The following is a 17,555-nucleotide window of genomic DNA, read 5'->3' as shown; positions in this document are numbered from 1 at the left end:
AGAATAAATCTACAAATAGTTGAAACCAAAAAGTTTTCTTCTGGCGTTGTTCAATTAATTTATAGATTGAATTAAACAAAGGGTACATTTCAATGAGTTTATTGTCACTTTGTTCTACTAAAGGGTGCTTACCTGTTACAGTAAGTAACAGGTACTAATTTTTTAAAAACAGGAGATCAAATAATGGATAATAACGATATTTTAATACGCTTAAGATATGCATTAGAAATAAAAAATAAAGAAATGGCAGAAATATTTAAACTTGGCGGTATGGAAGTATCAGTACCAGAGGTAGTCAAGATACTCACAAAGACATACGATGATGAGGAATATGAAAATGAAGATCAAATAAAATGTACTCACAGTATGTTAGACTCATTTTTAAATGGCCTTATTATTTACAAAAGAGGGAAACAAGAGCCGAAACCAGGACAGCCTAATCCACAGGAACCTTCTCTGAAGACGAACGGAAACGTGAATAATCTCCTTTTAAAGAAGGTTAAAATTGCACTAGCTTTAACGACTGAGGATATGCTCGATGTTTTTGACCATGTAGGATTACGGGTATCAAAAGGAGAACTTGGGGCTTTATTACGGAAAGAAGGGCATAAAAATTATAAAGAATGTGGCGATAATTTCGCTAGAAACTTCTTAAAAGGGCTAGCTGTTAAATATAGAGGATAATGCCGTTAAAGGAATCTATAGGTGAAGAAATGATACATTCATACTCAGGGAAGACAATACAATTTCAGATAAAATACAAAAATCGAGCCTCTATAAGAATTTTGATTGATAGCTATGGGACAGTTGAAGTACAGGCTCCGAAAAGGACACCTGATGAAAGAGTCCTTCTAGCATTAGAGGAAAATTGGGAGCTCATTCAGCAAAAATTAAACGAAATAAAGGATCGGATGAATGGGCCACAGGAAAAGCTATATGAGAATGAGGAGACCTTTCTTTATTTAGGTGACACTTATCCGATAAAGATTATCCAAAATATAAATATCAAACAGGAGCATGTTGTGTTTGAAGGAGATAGGCTGCATGTATACGTCAAGGAGCTCGATGATGACAAAATAAAACAGGCGTTAAAACGATTTTATTATCAGCAAACTAAGACATTAGTGGAGAAGAGTATCCGCACCTATCAAAGGAACTTTAAAACAAAACCACGCTCTATTCGTATTAAGGATAGTAAACGTACATGGGGAACCTGTGATTCAAAACTGCAATTAACATTTAATTGGAGGCTGGCAATGGCGCCTCGTGAGGTAATTGACTATGTCGTTGTTCACGAAATGTGTCATATGGTTCATCTAAATCACGACCGATCCTTCTGGCGCCTTGTCGGAAAAATCATGCCTGACTATAAGGAAAAAGAAAACTGGCTAGCTTTATCAAATTGGAAAATGACGGTTTAATATGAGAATTTTAATTCATAAATTTTTTGTATGTTTAGAAGTTTATATAGGGTCTAATAAATTAATCAGCACCTTACGTGTTACCACATAACCTCAAGCCATGTAGAAGCATTTTTTCGAAGTTAGAGTTGAAAGTGTAATACAAAAAAATATCGTTAAATGTAAAAGGATATAAAACTTTTCTTTCAAAGGGAAGATTTCATATCCTTTTTTTGTTTGGAAAAAGAATTTGGATCTCGTCCTATGTTCTCTTCTTCATGGGAAATCTTCATATCTGGATGCAGAATAGGGAAAACTCAAAATGGTATAGGTAAATCAATAAAATGAGGTGATGATATAGTGGAGCCGTACGTGGAGGTAAGGAACGTCTCGAAGATATTTGGTAAATCTCCTAAAGTTGCGATTGAATTGTTGAAGCAGGGCAAATCAAAAAAAGAGATTTTAAAAGCAACAGGGCAAACGGTTGGTGTTAATAATGTTAATTTTAAAATTTATCCCGGTGAAATTTTTGTCATCATGGGTTTATCTGGTAGTGGAAAGTCAACCTTAATCCGCATGTTTAACAGGTTGATCGATCCTACAATTGGAGAAATCCTAATAAAAAACGAAGATATCGTCAAGATGAATGCCGCAAGATTACGGGAAACCAGGCAAAAAAGAATAAGTATGGTCTTTCAAAACTTTGCTCTTTTTCCACATAGAACGGTTTTAGAAAATACTGAATTTGGTCTTGAAATCAAGAAAGTTGCTCCTGATGAACGTAAGGAAAAAGCGATGCAGGCTTTAGAAGCTGTCGGTTTAAAAGGCTATGAACATCAATACCCATCACAATTGAGTGGTGGAATGCAACAAAGGGTTGGTCTTGCTAGAGCTCTTGCTAGTGATACAGACATTATCCTGATGGACGAAGCCTTTAGTGCTCTTGACCCGTTAATTCGAAAAGATATGCAGGATGAATTGATAGACATTCAAGAACAATATAAGAAAACGATTATATTTATCACCCATGATTTAGATGAAGCACTGCGAATTGGGGATCGGATTGCCTTGATGAAAGATGGCAGTGTTATTCAATTAGGGACACCAGAAGAAATTATGATTAAGCCGGCAAATGAATTTGTCGAGAAGTTTGTTGAGGATGTTGATTTATCCAAAGTCCTAACAGCCTCACATGTGATGAAGCGAGGAGAAAGAATCAGTGTTGACCGTGGTCCGAGGGTTGCATTGGAGATTATGCGAAATCAAGGATATTCCAGCATATTTGTCGTAGACCGTAAAAGGAAGTTGTTGGGTGCGATTACTGCTGAGCAAGCACGTCAAGCTATTCAGCAAAATCAATCCATTGTCGACGTCATGACAACTGATATCCCAACCGTTTCAGAAGATACATTACTGACAGATTTGATGGATGTCATCGCCACATCCAGCTTCCCGATATCTGTTATAGATGAAGAAAACCGATTAAAAGGGATTGTGATCCGAGGAGCTGTCATTGGTGCATTAAGTGGAAATAAAGATTCTTTGAACGAATTGGAGAGTGATTAAACCAATGAATATTCCCAAAATTCCTCTAGGAGAATGGGTAGATTCCTTTGTCGCATGGTTAACGATAGCATTGGGTGGACTTTTTACCTTTATAACCAATGTAATCGATGGTCTATTGGATATTATCGTGAATGTATTAAGTGTAGGTCCTCCGGTTGTCTTAATTCTTATCCTGACTCTTTTGGTTACATATACAAGCAGATGGCCATTAGGAGTATTTACGCTCATTAGTTTACTATTGATTGATAATCTTGGTTATTGGGATTCAAGTATTCAAACACTTGCGATTGTATTATTATCAGGATTACTTACAATCGTCATTGGCGTCCCTTTAGGCATATGGTGTTCCCAAAGAAAAACCGTGCAAAGCATCGTTACGCCGATATTAGACTTTATGCAGACAATGCCAGCATTTGTTTATTTAATTCCTTCCATTTTATTTTTTGGGATTGGTGTCGTACCAGGAATTATTGCGTCATTTATTTTCGCTATTGCACCAACCATTCGTATGACGAATCTTGGTATTCAAAAAGTGCCGAATGATTTAATTGAAGCTGCAAATGCTTTTGGTTCAAGTACAAGTCAAAGGCTGTTCAAAGTACAATTACCTTTAGCTACTCCAACGATTATGGCAGGAATTAACCAAAGTATTATGCTTGCTCTATCAATGGTTGTTACGGCTTCATTAGTTGGGGCACCTGGACTTGGAGCAGATGTTTACCGAGCGGTAAGTCAAATTGACGTTGGACAAGGCTTTGAAGCTGGATTATCGATCGTCTTTATTGCAATCGTTCTTGATCGTATTACGCAAAACTTACGTAACCCGGCTTATAGGCATGCTGTTAAGCCTAAAATCGCCTTTTCAATTTTAGCGTTACTTATCGTTGTTACGGCAATTGTTGTAACAATTTTTGAAGGCAAGGGTGCAGTGAATGGGGATGCGAATGGTATTGGTGCCCAAGTAGACTATGAAATCGTTGGGATTGAACCTGGAGCAGGATTGATGGAGTTGACCAATACAGCATTAAAGGATTACGAGTTAGATGATTGGACGTTACTTGAAGGCTCTTCTGCAGCAATGGTTGCACAATTGCAGAAAGCAATAACGAATCAAGAACCAATTATTATTACTGGATGGTCACCACATTGGATGTTCTCCTCATTCGATTTGAAATACCTCGATGACCCGAAAGGATCATTCGGAGGTGCTGAAGATATCCATACAGTCGTAAGAAAAGGACTCGAACAGGATGCACCTGGTGCTTATAGGATTCTTGATCAATTTTCATGGGAACCAAGTGATATGGAGGTAGTGATGGTTGATATCACAGATGGAATGGATCCTTCTGAAGCTGCGGAAAAATGGATCAATGCCAATCCCGACAAAGTTTCTGAATGGACAAAGGGTGCCCAATCGGGGAATGGTGAACGGATTAAACTTGTTTATGTTGCTTGGGACACAGAAATAGCCAGCACAAATGTTATTGGTAAGGTTCTTGAACAAAATGGCTATAAAGTGACATTGAGCCAAGTTGAAGTTGGGCCAATGTTTGCTGGTGTAGCCAATGGGAGTGCAGATGCTATGGTTGGTGCGTGGCTCCCAACAACACATGCTGAATATTATAATACCTATAAGAACGATATTGTTGACCTTGGACGAAATCTTCATGGGACGAAGAATGGGTTGGTTGTGCCAGAGTATGTCGATATTGATTCGGTTGAAGACTTGAAATAAAGGAGCGAGATCTACTCGAGACTCTCTCACCAAAAAAATATTTGTATTAGGGTAAACAACCACTACATCAATGATACCCGCGATCCACGTGGAATGTAACTCGAAACGAAAGGCAACTACCCTGTTTGGGAGTTGCCTTTTCTGTTTCTTGTAATGTAAATACTAAAAGAAACAATCACATTACTATCATTTAAACTTAGGAGTGATTGATGTGAGCAATCAAAAAAGTAAATAAAAGACATACATTAATAGAAAGACCGCGAATTACTGCAAACAAGAAAAAATAGTTGATTTTTTAGCCTTTCTAAGTTTAAACTCAATTCGATAGCTTTCACTAATATTCTACATTTTTCGCTCCTACTATTCCTATTTCCATTAAAGCTATTTGCCAAATATTAATATGTTAAACACTCTTTAAGTGAGACATTTAGCCGTTTTTATAGTGCATAATTAGTCTTTCATTTTTTCAATAAAAAATGTAGCGATAAAGCGACTTTGTATATCACTGCTATTAAATAAAGTTTAGTAGAGCTAATTATTCTTATTCATAGGAGGCTTCCATGGCAAACGATATTATTATCCGTTTTGAAAATGTAACAAAATCCTACAACAGTCACATGAGAGTATTAAAAGACGTAAGCTTTGAGCTTGAACGTGGAAAGTTTTATACATTGCTTGGTCCTTCAGGCTGTGGAAAAACGACGATCTTACGTATCATTGCAGGCTTTGAAAAACCAACGACAGGGGATGTATTCATTAATGGCAAGTGTGTAAACGACGTACCAGCAAATGAACGTCAAGTAAACACGGTATTCCAAGACTATGCCCTTTTCCCACACTTAAATGTATTTGAAAATATAGCATTCGGTTTACGCATTAAAAAAGTAAAAGAACCTGAAATTAAAGAACGCGTAGCTGAAGCGTTAAATTTCGTAAACTTAGCGGGTTACGAAAACCGGGAAATTACTGAAATGTCAGGTGGTCAGCGGCAACGGGTTGCGATCGCACGTGCTATCGTTAATGACCCAGAAGTGATTTTACTTGATGAACCATTATCAGCACTTGATTTAAAGCTGCGCACTGAAATGCAATATGAGCTACGCGAGCTCCAGCAACGACTTGGTAAAACATTTATTTTCGTTACACATGACCAAGAGGAAGCTTTAGCGATGAGTGATGAAATTTTCGTTTTAAATGGAGGGATTATTCAGCAATCTGGGACGCCAGTTGATATATATGATGAACCAATTAACCGTTTCGTTGCGGACTTCATTGGGGAGTCAAACATCGTTGACGGCATTATGCTTGAAGATTATAAAGTTGAATTTGCTGGAAAAGTATTTGGCTGTGTCGATGGGGGTATGAAGCCTAACGAAAAAATCGATGTGGTTATTCGTCCAGAAGATTTACACATTACATCGCCAGAAGAAGGGAAAATTGTTGTTCGCGTCGATACGCAGTTATTCCGCGGTGTACATTACGAGTTATCGACATATGATAAAGATGGAAATGAGTGGCTTGTTCACTCGCTGAAAAAGGCTGAAGTAGGTGCACAAGTAGGTCTTGATTTCGATCCAGAGGCGATTCATATTATGCGTCTAAATGAAACAGAGGAAGAATTTGACGCACGTATAGAGGCATATACGAATGAAGCTTAAGTCAAAATCAGCGTTCATTCCATATTTACTATGGATTGCACTCTTCGTAATTGCACCGATTGGACTCATATTGTATTATTCCATGCTCGATTTAAACGGAGAATTTACGCTAGTTAACTATAAAAATTTCTTTACATCAGCATACTTAACGATGACGTTAACGAGCTTTTGGTATGCTTTAATTATTACGTTTTTCACGTTACTTATCTCTTATCCAACTGCGTATCTTTTAACAAAAACAAAGCATAAGCATTTATGGCTCATGCTCATTATTATTCCGTCATGGATCAATTTATTATTAAAGACGTATGCATTTATTGGGATTTTCGGTTTATACGGACCAATCAATGCAGTAATGGAAATATTGGGCTTTGACCCGACGCAAATATTATTTACTGACTTTAGCTTCGTGTTCGTTGCGGTGTATATTTTTATCCCGTTTATGATTATTCCAATTTTCAATGCGTTAGACAAAATGAATCCGTCCTTGATTTATGCATCACGTGACTTAGGAGCTTCACCGCTTACGACGTTCAGACGCGTTATTTTTCCTTTAACGATTGAAGGGGTTAAATCAGGGATTCAGGTAACGTTCATCCCTGCTCTTTCACTCTTTATGATTACGCGCTTAATTGCTGGGAACAAGGTAATTACGCTTGGTACAGCGATAGAGCAGCAATTTTTAGTTGCGCAAAATTGGGGAATGGGTTCAACAATTGCTGTGTTCCTCATTTTAATCATGTTTGTCATTATGGTGTTTACGCGCAAAAAGAAAAAAGGAGGTCGAGCATAAATGCGATCAAGGTTAACGATGTCAGCTAAAGTATATTTAGCAATCGTGTTTGTTATTTTATATGCACCGATCTTCTACTTGATTTTTTATTCCTTTAATAGTGGCGGTTCAATGAGTTCATTTGAAGGTTTTACACTTGAACATTACCAAGCCGTATTTGGTGATAATCGTTTACTCGTTATTTTAATCAATACCGTGATCGTTGCCTTATTATCTGCGTTAATAGCTACTATTATCGGAACACTTGGAGCTATTGGTATTGTTTCATTAAGAAATAAAAAATTGCGAAACACGATCTTATCATTAAATAATATTTTAATTGTTAGCCCAGATGTTGTGATTGGGGCAAGCTTCTTAATTTTATTCACAATGATTGGTGTTAAGCTTGGCTTTGCATCTGTATTAATTTCACATATTGCATTCAGTATCCCGATCGTTGTCATTATGGTTTTGCCGAAAATATTGGAGATGAATACGAACTTAATTGATGCAGCGCTTGATTTAGGAGCTAGTCGTCGCGATGTTTTAACACGTGTTATCATTCCGTATATTAAACCAGGGATATTAGCTGGTTTTTTTATGGCGATAACTTATTCATTAGATGACTTCGCAGTCACATTTTTTGTTACAGGTAACGGTTTTAGTACATTGTCTGTTGAAATCTATTCGATGGCACGTGCAGGTATTTCGTTAACCGTTAATGCAATCTCAGGGCTAGTGTTTATTGTGACAGTCGGTATTGTTGTGATGTATTATCTCATTACGATGCGGTCGAAAAAAACGGAGGGCTCTACTCAATGAAATCGTTAATTCATATAATGTTGGCAATCGTTATTGCTTGTGGTCTACTTTCGTTTGTTGCCTCAAAGCTTGAAGCAACAGGATCAACTGGTGGAGAAGACACGTTAGTTGTATACAATTGGGGAGAATACATTGACCCTTCGTTAATCGAGCAGTTTGAAAAAGAAACAGGCATTTCTGTTATTTATGAAACGTATGACTCAAACGAAGCGATGCTAACGAAAATTAGACAAGGTGGCTCAACCTATGATGTCGTTGTCCCATCAGAATATACAATCGAAACAATGATTAAAGAGGATTTATTAATTGAAATTGATCATTCAAAGCTTCCAAACTTGAAAAATATCGATCCCTACTTTTTAGATTTGCCATTCGACCCGAAAAACAAATATTCCGTTCCGTACTTTTGGGGAACGGTTGGGGTAGTTTATAATCCGAATAAGATTCCAAAACATATTACGTTTGATTCTTGGGACGATTTATGGGATCCAGCATTAAAAAATAAGGTATTTTTAGTTGATGGTGCACGTGAAGTGATCGGTATGGGATTAAACAGTTTAGGCTATTCGTTAAATTCACGTGACGAGAACGAATTAGATGAAGCATTAGAAAAATTAAAAGCACTAAACGGCAATGTCAAAGCGATTATTGGAGATGAAGTTACTCCTCTAATGATAAATAATGAAGCTACAGTAGCCGTAACATTTTCTGGCCAAGCAGCAGACATGATGTCTGAAAATGAAGAGTTGAATTACGCAGTACCTTCAGAAGGCTCAAACCTATGGTTCGACAACATGGTTATTCCTAAAACCTCATCAAATGTGGATGGAGCGCATCAGTTTATTAATTTTATGCTGGATGCAAAGGTTGCTGCACAAAATGCTGATTATGTCGGATATGCGATTCCAAATAAAGCAGCATGGGAACTATTAGATGAAGAAGTGGTAAACGATGAACGTTTCTATCCACGTGAAGAAAGTCGCAAAAACTTAGAAGTATATGAGAATCTAGGACTTGAGCTTCTTGGGACATATAACGAATACTTTTTAGAGTTTAAAATGTCGTTAAATTAATTTTCCGTGAATTAAAACAAGGTGCAAAAGTTATGGAGATTTCACCTGTACGACATCCGCACTTGAAGTTGATTGAAATCGTTCAAGTTTAGTTTAGAAATTTATGACATATGACAGGATTTAGCCATTCATTAGGAAGTAATGACGCTATGAATGTATCGTATATCATTAAACAATAATAAGGCAGACAAGATGCGTAAATTAGCGCATTTCGTCTGCTTTTTAAATTGCTTTAAAAGAGCAAAAAAGAGGTGTATGTATGTCTATATATTTCGTACCTATAAAGATCGCCTTTATGATATTTTGTTTATTAGGTTTTTTATTTGTCATTCCATGGCTTGTATACAGCTATAGAAAGTATGGATATTTTAGTCTTTGGGCATCCATTGTTGCTTACTCCTTTATTTTCTATATGTTGTCAGCATTATTTTTAGTTCTCCTGCCTCTTCCGACAACTAGGAATACTTGTGCTTTTCAATCGCCAAATACCATTTATTATTCATTAAAGCCATTTACCTTTATACAAGATATTTTTAAGGGCAGTTCAATTATTTGGTCACAACCGAGATCGTATATTCAAGTTTTCAACCAAAGTGCCTTTTGGCAGGCGACATTTAATTTCCTGTTATTACTTCCTTTTGGAATATATTTAAGATACTTTTTCCAAGAAAAGCGATATTGGAAAAGGGCATTAGCTTTAGGATTTGCCCTGTCACTCTTTTACGAAGTAACACAGGTGACAGGAATTTACGGAATTTATAAATGTCCCTATCGTTTATTTGATGTTGACGATTTAATGTTAAATAGTACAGGTGCGCTCTTTGGTTTCCTCATCGCTCCAGTCATACTGGCTTTATTTCCATCTAGGGAAAAACTATTGGCAAAAGCGGAAAAAATGCAGAAGAGCGATATAGTATCACCGCTGTCGCAATTACTTGCCGTACTTATCGATTATATTTTCATTAAATTGTCGTTTACATTCACAGTCGGACTGGTAACATCAAGTGATTTCGTCGAAATGATATATAAAACATTGGGCTTTATTGTATTGTACTTTGTTTTACCTCTTATAAGTGGAGGAAAAACAATCGGAACAAGTATAATGCGATTTAAACTTTCAAATTTGGAGGGTGATGCTCCTTCATGGCAAGCCTTGTTCAAAAGAACCTTTGCCTTATATATTCCATGGCTTGGATCCATGCTAATCAATCTTCTTTCACATATAGAGCTACCAATCGAATCACATCTTTATGCCACTCATGTGTGGGTAACGATGGCGATCCTCACATTTGTAAGCATTATGTGGTTGACATTATGTGTTCATGCCGCTTTCGTCATGTTAAAGAAAGGGAAGCGCACCTTCTACTTTGACCATGTTGCAGATATTATCCCAAGGAAAAAAGAAGCAAATTCTTAAAACAGGATTTGCTTCTTTTTTTTTAAGGTTTATTTAAGGTTTATATTAAAACGATGTAAGGTTCAGTTAGTATAATCCTTTTTGTAGTCATTTAAGGAGGACGTTTCAATGAAAGCAATCTTACATGCGAAAAATGTTAATAAAATATATGGTACGAAAGGGAATCAATATAAAGCATTGGAAAATATTGATTTGGAAATAAAAGAGGGAGAATTTATCGGGATTATGGGGCCTTCAGGTGCCGGTAAATCTACTTTACTAAATATATTATCTACCATAGATACTCCAACTTCAGGAGAAATAACCATTGCTGAACAAAATATTGTCACAATGAAGGAGGAACAATTATCAGACTTCCGACGCAACAAACTCGGCTTTATTTTTCAAGATTATAACCTGCTTGATACGTTAACAGTAAGGGAAAACATATTGCTGCCACTGGCATTATCAAAAGTGCCAGCGAAAGAGATTCAAAATCGTGTCGAGAAAATTGCTGATACGTTTGGAATTCGGGAAATTCTTGATAAGTATCCCTACCATATTTCCGGAGGGCAAAAGCAAAGGACAGCTGCTTCCCGCGCAATTGTAACAAATCCGAGCCTAATTTTGGCGGACGAGCCAACTGGAGCATTGGACTCAAAGTCTGCTACTGATTTACTAGAAAGCTTGACAGCACTTAATGAGCAGAACCACTCTACGATTATGATGGTCACACATGATGCCTTTGCAGCAAGCTTCTGTAAACGGATTTTATTTATTAAAGATGGCAGAATCTACGCGGAAATTCATAAATTGCAGCAATCCCGTCAAGAATTCTTTCAAAAAATACTAGATGTCCTTGCTTCACTTGGAGGGGACAATAAATGACACTATTTAGCATTGCCAGAAAAAATATTAGGAAAAACTTAACAAATTACTTTTTGTATATTGGTTCAATGATATTCAGTATTGTTATTTACTTTACATTCGTTTCTCTAAAATATGATCAAACAATCCAACAAACCACAGATTCTTCTACAAAAATTAGCTCTGCCTTTAATGGAGCATCAGTGGTGCTAATGATATTTGTAGCCGTATTTATTTGGTATTCCAACTCGTTTTTTACTAGAAGACGTAAAAAAGAGGTCGGACTGTATTCTTTATTAGGGGTTCGCAAAAAACAAATCGGCCGGATGTTATTTTACGAAAACTTTATCATAGGGATTATTGCTCTATTGATTGGAATTATCCTTGGTTCCATTTTGTCAAAGGTATTTGAAACGATTTTGATGAAGGTCATGGGCTATGATGTGATTGGAAACTTTGTTATTTCACCACAAGCAATCGTAAATACCGTTATTGTATTTACCGTGATTACGGTGATTACTTCGATACACGGATATCGCTTAATCTATCGCTTTAAATTAATTGAATTATTCAAAGCGGAGCAGGAAGGGGAAATAGAGCCAAAGACATCCGTCATCATTGCGATTCTTTCCGTATTGTTAGTTGGCGTTGGTTACTGGCTTGCCCTGCAAAATATATTGGAGTCTGAAGTATGGAGAAAAATGGGCATGGTAACTCCACTTGTTATCATATTCACAGTGATCCTTGGTACGTATTTATTATTTAGTACATTAACGGTTTATTTATTAAAGCTGTTACGGAAAAATAAACATCATTTTTGGAACGGGATTAATATTGTCAGTACATCTCAACTTCTCTATCGAATCAAAGGAAATGCCCGTACGTTAACAATCATCGCTGTTCTTAGCGCGACAACATTAACAGCGGTCGGTACAGCTTATAGCATTTATTATAACAATAGAATGAATGCAGAAATTTCAAATCCTAATAGCATGATGTTTATGGCGAAGGAAAAAAACGCATCCGTGCAAATAAAAGAGCGTATTTCCAAGGATAAAGATCATGAGATAGTCTATCATGAAACCGTTCCTGCGCTTCTTGTAAATGTCGATATAACAAGCCTTCAAAGTAAAATTTCTGCAGATGAAGTGGAATATACGATTATCGACAATAAGACATATAACCAATTAGCAAAATGGCAAAAACGAGATGAATCACTGTCATTAATAGGGAATGAGGCAGTTGCATTAGATGCTAGTTATTTCGAAGGGTTATCACCGACGTATGTAGGATCAACCATTTCTCTAAATGTGAATGACCGCAGTAAGGATATTACATTTAAGGAAATGAAGAAATTTAATGTCCTCAATCTTGGAACAGCGGGCATAACCGTTGTGGTGAGTGATGAGGTTTTTTCTAACCTAGCAAGTGAAACAAACCTTGTAAACATGGAAGTATATGAACTGACGAATGAAGATGATGCAAAAACGTTATCGAAAGAAATTCAATCTATGTTACCGGAGGAAGCAAGACTTTCAAGCTTTTATTCCGATTATGCGCAAGGATTGGAGTCATCAGGTTTACTTATTTTTATGGGTGGCTTTTTAGGGCTAGTATTCCTTGCTGCAACTGGAAGTATTATTTACTTTAAACAGCTAACAGAAGCCACTGTAGACAGAGAGCGGTATGAAATATTACACAAAATTGGTGTGAATAAAAAGGAAGTAAAAAAATCCATTGCGAAGCAAATCTTCTTTATCTTTGCCATGCCATTGCTAGCTGGTATTGCTCACTCTATTGTGGCATTAATCGCATTATCAAAATTATTGCAAACAAACTTGGTCATTCCAGTATTCATCTGTATTGCTGTTTATGCTTGTATATACATCGCCTATTATTTTTTAACCGTAAGAAACTACTATAAAATTGTCATGAAATAGAAATGGGGAGAACAATGAAAAAACTACTAATCACATGCGTAACTATTGCTATCATAATTGCTGGGGGACTAATCATTCTTCAAAAGGTAAACTTTAATAGGATAGGAACCGATGAATATTATACTCAGATTAAGGGAGAAGGAAAGGTTCTTGAAGAAAAAAGCACCACCGGCGAAAAATATGTAAACTATGAATACAAGCTTGTTGCTTATGATAAGCAAGGCGATCAAAAGACATTGACGTTTACTGCACAAAAGCAGCTTCGGGAAAATGCTTATCTAACCTTATTTGTAAAGGATAAAAAAGGTGTGACATCCTATAAGGAAGTGAAGAAGGATGAGCTTCCTAAAAAGGTAAGGGAAAAGTTAATAAAATAATATTGTGGGAATCCTTTTGAAAAGGGATTCCTTTTTACTATAATTATATAGGCAAACAAGGAGGTAGTAAGCGTGTCTATTAATAAAAAGGTTCTTATCATTGATGATGAAGAAGATATTTTACGATTGCTCAAAACCGTTTTTATAAAGGAAGGAATTGAACAGGTTATCACGGCGTCTACTGCTAAAGATGGGTTTACACAGTTTCAAAACACTCATCCGGATCTTGTCCTGTTAGATATTATGCTGCCAGATGGAGAAGGCTATGATGTATGTAAACAAATACGAGATATATCGAGGGTACCGATTTTATTTTTGTCTGCGAAAACCGAGGAAAGCGATAAGATAGTAGGTTTTGCAATAGGCGGAGATGATTACATTACTAAGCCATTTAGTCCAAAAGAAGTCGCATATCGAGTGAAGGCTCATTTGCGCCGAGCAGACTATATGCTGCAGACTGAACCTATGAAAGAGACTAGAATAAAGGCTGGTCCCTTTGAATTAAATGAAGAGAAGGCACAACTAACAAAGAACGGGCAGGTAATTGAATTAAAGCCAAAAGAACTAGGGTTAATAAAGGTTTTCCTTCAAAATAAAAATAAAGTGATTAGTAAGGAACAGCTTTACGATACAGTCTGGGGTGAGGAATTTTTCGGGATGGATAATACCGTCATGGTTCATATTCGAAGACTTCGGGAAAAAATTGAAGAACAGCCATCTAAGCCTCAATATTTAATGACAGTTAAAGGTTTAGGCTATAGGCTAGTTATAGAGGACCAATAGGTATGAAGTGGAAACTGACGGGAAGATATTTATTATCAGTTGTATTAGTTGTTATCCTAGTCATATTCATCAATATTTTTCTTGGTATAGCTATGCTAGTGGCACAAGCAGCATTTGACGTCCCAATATTTCGGGAAGAGAATACATCACCGGAACAATTTACGAGAAAGTTCGAAACTGAAATTATCGTAAATCATCAAGACGTATTTATTACTGAAAAAGGACAAAAGGAGTTAGAGAAAAAAAAGGCTTGGATTCAAATTTTAGATGAAAATGGAAAAGAAATATATGGCTACAGAGTAAAGCCGTCCATCAAGAAAAAATACACACCATCAGATATTATTCAAATGTATAAGTATAAAGAGGTAGATGTAAATACAACTGTATATGTTGGGGAAAAAGAAAAGGATGGTCGTCAATTTAGCTATTTGATCGGTATTGAGAATCGTAATTTAAATCGATACTTTATCTCCTACGATGATCGCGATATTATTCATGTCATCAAAATAGGAATGGTTATTTTCTTAATAGACATCTTAATCGCTTTATTGATTGGCTACCTTTTTAGCAAAAGGCTCACCCAGCCATTGCAAACGCTAATTGATGGCATAAAAAGATTAGCTAATCGTGATTTCAATCATCATACCGAATCAAAAGGTTTATATAAAAATGTATTCTATAATTTAAATCATTTATCCGATCAATTAAAGATGAGTGAAAGAGAAAGAGAAAAGTTAGATATGATGAGGGAGGAATGGATTGCAAACATTTCTCACGATATTAAAACCCCACTATCCTCGATTCAGGGTTATGCAGAAATGATAAAGGATCCAGATTATGACTTTACCTTGGATGAAATAAAAGAATACGCAGCCATTATCGAGGCGAAGTCTATCTATATCAAAGAGGTAATGGAAGATTTAAATTTAACAACTAGATTAAAAAATAAAGAATTATCGTTAAATAAACATGCGGTTAATATAGTCGCTTTATTGCGCAAAATTGTGATTGATCTATTGAATGACCCGAAATATGCTGACCGTGATATCCAGTTTCAAGTAAGCGAGGAGAATATCGTGTTAGAAATAGATGAAATTCTGTTTCGTAGAGCCATAAATAATTTAATTATTAATGCAATTGTTCATAATGACGACCATGTAAAAATTACCGTCAGCATTGATAGAAAAGAAGACACGCGCATTGTCATTAAGGATAATGGCAAGGGAATTAGAAAGGAAGAAATCGAACGGATTTTTGACCGCTACTATCGTGGAACTAACACCGGAGCTGCCCATAAAGGTTCTGGACTAGGGATGGCGATAGCTCATGATATTATTAAAGCACATGAAGGGGAAATCATGATTCACAGTCATGTTGGAAGCGGGACAACGATTGAAATTCAATTATGATGATTTATCTTAACTAAACTGTTATGGAGTAAACTATAATTTATATCATTTGATATTTAATAAATCAGTAAACCAGAAGAGCCATTCACAGACATTGATGAATGGCTTTTTGTATTAGTTATAAAAATAAAAAAGCAAAAATGGCTAGAAGGACTGAAAATCCTACTATTGTCCCGGCTATAAGGGTATGACGTTTACGTTGCATCGCGACAATGGCAATATATTCGCGAATCATGGCATTTGGCCAGTAATAGAGCGCGGTTTTTGATCCAATTCCCTGGCTCTTTAAACCTGCCTTTTTCGCATACAGGCTTGCCCTAAATAAATGAAAATTGTTTGTAGTAAAGATGCTGTTGTATTCCCTGCCTTTTACTGAATCCATGAGTTGTTTTGAGTAGAGCATATTCTGAAAAGTATTGACAGAACGAGCCTCTGTTAAAGTATGCTCAAAAGGAATCCCTTTCTCTATAGCATACTTCTGCATTGCTTCAGCTTCAGGAAGATCTTCATCAGGACCTTGCCCACCAGAGAAAATTAATAGAGGCGGGGAGGTGACAGCTGCTTGTTTCCAATAAAAATCAATTGCTTTATTAATGCGACTTGCCAAAAGTGGTGGCACCTTATCTTTAATTAAACCACTACCAAGAACTATAATAAAATCTTGGTTAAGCTTTGGTCTGTTAAATTGATATAACAAATATGCGGTTAAAAAGTTAGTTAAGTGTAAAAAGAAATAAACTCCGATTAAGGAAGCACCAGTAAATAAAGGTTCAAAATAGTTAGGCAAAAAACGCACAGGATTCACCGTACGGAATAGAATGAATAACAGAAGGAAAATACCTAAAATTAACGTTAAACTATTGGCAAACCTCCTGCTTTCCCTTTTCAGCAGGATTCGTGCATTTAAAAATAATCCAACACATAGAGCAAATAATCCAAAAGTTAATATAAAGGCTAGAATAACAAGTGGAACGATAGCAATAAACCTAAGAATGACAAAATCTGAACTAAACCCTAAATAAATAAGAAAAATGATAAATGAACAAAAAAATACGTTAAATAGAAAACCATTAATCATTCTTCTAGCATCTGTTACATAAAAGATAAGGAAAATAATAAATAAAACAAGCGTAATAATTCCAAGAATGACTAGCATTTCACACCTCAATTTAAGATAAAATGAACCAGTTTATTATACATGAAGATGGTAGCTTTTGGCTTTATTAATCTTTAAAGGATATAAAGGTCATAATTTCCTATTAATAATTCTTGTTTATTGTAAACTGTAAACAAGAACTTAATTCCTTGATAATTGTGAAAAATAGCCAAATGGAAGAACCATCTGTATTTATCAGTCATACATCTTCCGGTTTTCATTTCAGAATCTCGGGTTAGCTCTAATTGGGTTAATATCTATTTGTTAAGCATTAAAGTATCGATAGTTATTGAAATACTCGATAATTGAGCAGATTCATTTAAAAAATTTGAATTATAATGATATTAAAATTAAAAATAATGAAAAAAGGTGAACACTTGAATATTAAAATATCACAAAGTAACATAGATTTCTCAAATTTTATTGGCAGGAAAGTTATTGAGATTCTCCCGATTGGTAAGGATCTCATTAATGTAATTTTTGATAAGGGAAGCTTAAATGTTGAATGCTCTTGGAGATTAAGAGATAAACAGGGGCTAATTATTGGGACAACTGAACGGAAAGAAACCGATAGATTGTCAATTATAAAACAGCATTTAGT

At 35.9% G+C, this 17,555-nt stretch carries 15 protein-coding genes and 1 pseudogene; 15 read left to right on the top strand and 1 reads right to left on the bottom strand.

Translation table 11 applies throughout. The features are described 5' to 3' along the window. Window positions 1-183 precede the first annotated feature (183 nt). The 14 genes from HU235_RS07890 to HU235_RS07825 all read left to right on the top strand — a co-directional run bounded on the left by HU235_RS07890 (window position 184) and on the right by HU235_RS07825 (window position 15,798). Entirely contained in the window at window positions 184-684 is a 501-nt protein-coding gene (locus HU235_RS07890; protein ID WP_145581979.1) for a YehS family protein, read from the top strand. A 29-nt stretch (window positions 685-713) separates the two neighbouring features. Then, the gene (locus tag HU235_RS07885; protein ID WP_174879851.1) at window positions 714-1,421 is read left to right on the top strand and encodes a M48 family metallopeptidase; all 708 of its coding nucleotides are present in this window, start codon (window positions 714-716) and stop codon (window positions 1,419-1,421) included. A gap of 339 nt (window positions 1,422-1,760) precedes the next feature. Beyond that, window positions 1,761-2,966 carry a quaternary amine ABC transporter ATP-binding protein gene (locus HU235_RS07880; RefSeq protein ID WP_174879850.1) on the top strand — a complete coding sequence of 402 codons (1,206 nt, stop codon included), beginning with the start codon at window positions 1,761-1,763 and terminating at the stop codon, window positions 2,964-2,966. Between the two features lie 4 nt (window positions 2,967-2,970). After that, on the top strand, window positions 2,971-4,701 hold the full coding sequence (locus HU235_RS25375; RefSeq protein WP_174879849.1) for a glycine betaine ABC transporter substrate-binding protein: 1,731 nt from the start codon (window positions 2,971-2,973) through the stop codon (window positions 4,699-4,701). Window positions 4,702-5,261: 560 nt separating this feature from the next. Next, window positions 5,262-6,359 (top strand): ABC transporter ATP-binding protein, encoded by a 1,098-nt coding sequence (locus HU235_RS07870; RefSeq protein WP_174879848.1) that lies wholly within the window; start codon window positions 5,262-5,264, stop codon window positions 6,357-6,359. After that, window positions 6,349-7,152 carry an ABC transporter permease gene (locus HU235_RS07865; protein WP_145581983.1) on the top strand — a complete coding sequence of 268 codons (804 nt, stop codon included), beginning with the start codon at window positions 6,349-6,351 and terminating at the stop codon, window positions 7,150-7,152. The genes HU235_RS07870 and HU235_RS07865 overlap by 11 nt, the downstream gene beginning before the upstream one ends. Continuing rightward, on the top strand, window positions 7,153-7,953 hold the full coding sequence (locus tag HU235_RS07860) for an ABC transporter permease (protein ID WP_095302762.1): 801 nt from the start codon (window positions 7,153-7,155) through the stop codon (window positions 7,951-7,953). After that, window positions 7,950-9,026, top strand: a complete 1,077-nt coding sequence (locus HU235_RS07855; protein ID WP_174879847.1) for an ABC transporter substrate-binding protein — start codon at window positions 7,950-7,952, stop codon at window positions 9,024-9,026. Before HU235_RS07860 ends, HU235_RS07855 begins: the two co-directional genes overlap by 4 nt. A gap of 259 nt (window positions 9,027-9,285) precedes the next feature. Then, window positions 9,286-10,443, top strand: a complete 1,158-nt coding sequence (locus HU235_RS07850) for a VanZ family protein (protein ID WP_174879846.1) — start codon at window positions 9,286-9,288, stop codon at window positions 10,441-10,443. A gap of 108 nt (window positions 10,444-10,551) precedes the next feature. Beyond that, window positions 10,552-11,310 (top strand): ABC transporter ATP-binding protein, encoded by a 759-nt coding sequence (locus tag HU235_RS07845; RefSeq protein ID WP_174879845.1) that lies wholly within the window; start codon window positions 10,552-10,554, stop codon window positions 11,308-11,310. After that, entirely contained in the window at window positions 11,307-13,229 is a 1,923-nt protein-coding gene (locus tag HU235_RS07840) for an FtsX-like permease family protein (protein ID WP_174879844.1), read from the top strand. Before HU235_RS07845 ends, HU235_RS07840 begins: the two co-directional genes overlap by 4 nt. 14 nt (window positions 13,230-13,243) lie before the next feature. Next, on the top strand, window positions 13,244-13,606 hold the full coding sequence (locus HU235_RS07835) for a YxeA family protein (protein WP_174879843.1): 363 nt from the start codon (window positions 13,244-13,246) through the stop codon (window positions 13,604-13,606). A 72-nt stretch (window positions 13,607-13,678) separates the two neighbouring features. Next, on the top strand, window positions 13,679-14,389 hold the full coding sequence (locus HU235_RS07830) for a response regulator transcription factor (protein ID WP_174879842.1): 711 nt from the start codon (window positions 13,679-13,681) through the stop codon (window positions 14,387-14,389). Window positions 14,390-14,391: 2 nt separating this feature from the next. Beyond that, window positions 14,392-15,798 carry a sensor histidine kinase gene (locus tag HU235_RS07825; RefSeq protein WP_174879841.1) on the top strand — a complete coding sequence of 469 codons (1,407 nt, stop codon included), beginning with the start codon at window positions 14,392-14,394 and terminating at the stop codon, window positions 15,796-15,798. Between the two features lie 118 nt (window positions 15,799-15,916). Here the strand turns inward: HU235_RS07825 and HU235_RS07820 are convergent, their stop codons facing one another. Next, window positions 15,917-16,954: a YdcF family protein gene (locus HU235_RS07820; RefSeq protein ID WP_174879840.1), complete on the bottom strand. Its 1,038-nt coding sequence runs from the start codon at window positions 16,952-16,954 to the stop codon at window positions 15,917-15,919. A 377-nt stretch (window positions 16,955-17,331) separates the two neighbouring features. Here HU235_RS07820 and HU235_RS07815 point away from each other — a divergent pair. Beyond that, window positions 17,332-17,555 (top strand): annotated as a pseudogene (locus tag HU235_RS07815) (hypothetical protein); the annotation flags it as partial.

The organism is Metabacillus niabensis (assembly GCF_902829255.1).
Lineage (GTDB): Bacteria > Bacillota > Bacilli > Bacillales > Bacillaceae > Metabacillus > Metabacillus niabensis.
The sequence above is the reverse complement of the archived record's forward strand: the minus strand, read 5'-3'. Positions and strand labels throughout refer to the sequence as shown.

What these genes read in the sequence shown, in the direction of transcription:
- HU235_RS07840 (WP_174879844.1), top strand. Translation starts at nt 11,307, where the DNA reads ATGACACTATTTAGCATTGCCAGAAAAAATATTAGGAAAAACTTAACA.
- HU235_RS07820 (WP_174879840.1), bottom strand. Translation starts at nt 16,954, where the DNA reads ATGCTAGTCATTCTTGGAATTATTACGCTTGTTTTATTTATTATTTTC.
- HU235_RS07825 (WP_174879841.1), top strand. Translation starts at nt 14,392, where the DNA reads ATGAAGTGGAAACTGACGGGAAGATATTTATTATCAGTTGTATTAGTT.
- HU235_RS07865 (WP_145581983.1), top strand. Translation starts at nt 6,349, where the DNA reads ATGAAGCTTAAGTCAAAATCAGCGTTCATTCCATATTTACTATGGATT.
- HU235_RS07850 (WP_174879846.1), top strand. Translation starts at nt 9,286, where the DNA reads ATGTCTATATATTTCGTACCTATAAAGATCGCCTTTATGATATTTTGT.
- HU235_RS07855 (WP_174879847.1), top strand. Translation starts at nt 7,950, where the DNA reads ATGAAATCGTTAATTCATATAATGTTGGCAATCGTTATTGCTTGTGGT.
- HU235_RS07860 (WP_095302762.1), top strand. Translation starts at nt 7,153, where the DNA reads ATGCGATCAAGGTTAACGATGTCAGCTAAAGTATATTTAGCAATCGTG.
- HU235_RS07890 (WP_145581979.1), top strand. Translation starts at nt 184, where the DNA reads ATGGATAATAACGATATTTTAATACGCTTAAGATATGCATTAGAAATA.
- HU235_RS25375 (WP_174879849.1), top strand. Translation starts at nt 2,971, where the DNA reads ATGAATATTCCCAAAATTCCTCTAGGAGAATGGGTAGATTCCTTTGTC.
- HU235_RS07845 (WP_174879845.1), top strand. Translation starts at nt 10,552, where the DNA reads ATGAAAGCAATCTTACATGCGAAAAATGTTAATAAAATATATGGTACG.
- HU235_RS07885 (WP_174879851.1), top strand. Translation starts at nt 714, where the DNA reads ATGATACATTCATACTCAGGGAAGACAATACAATTTCAGATAAAATAC.
- HU235_RS07835 (WP_174879843.1), top strand. Translation starts at nt 13,244, where the DNA reads ATGAAAAAACTACTAATCACATGCGTAACTATTGCTATCATAATTGCT.
- HU235_RS07870 (WP_174879848.1), top strand. Translation starts at nt 5,262, where the DNA reads ATGGCAAACGATATTATTATCCGTTTTGAAAATGTAACAAAATCCTAC.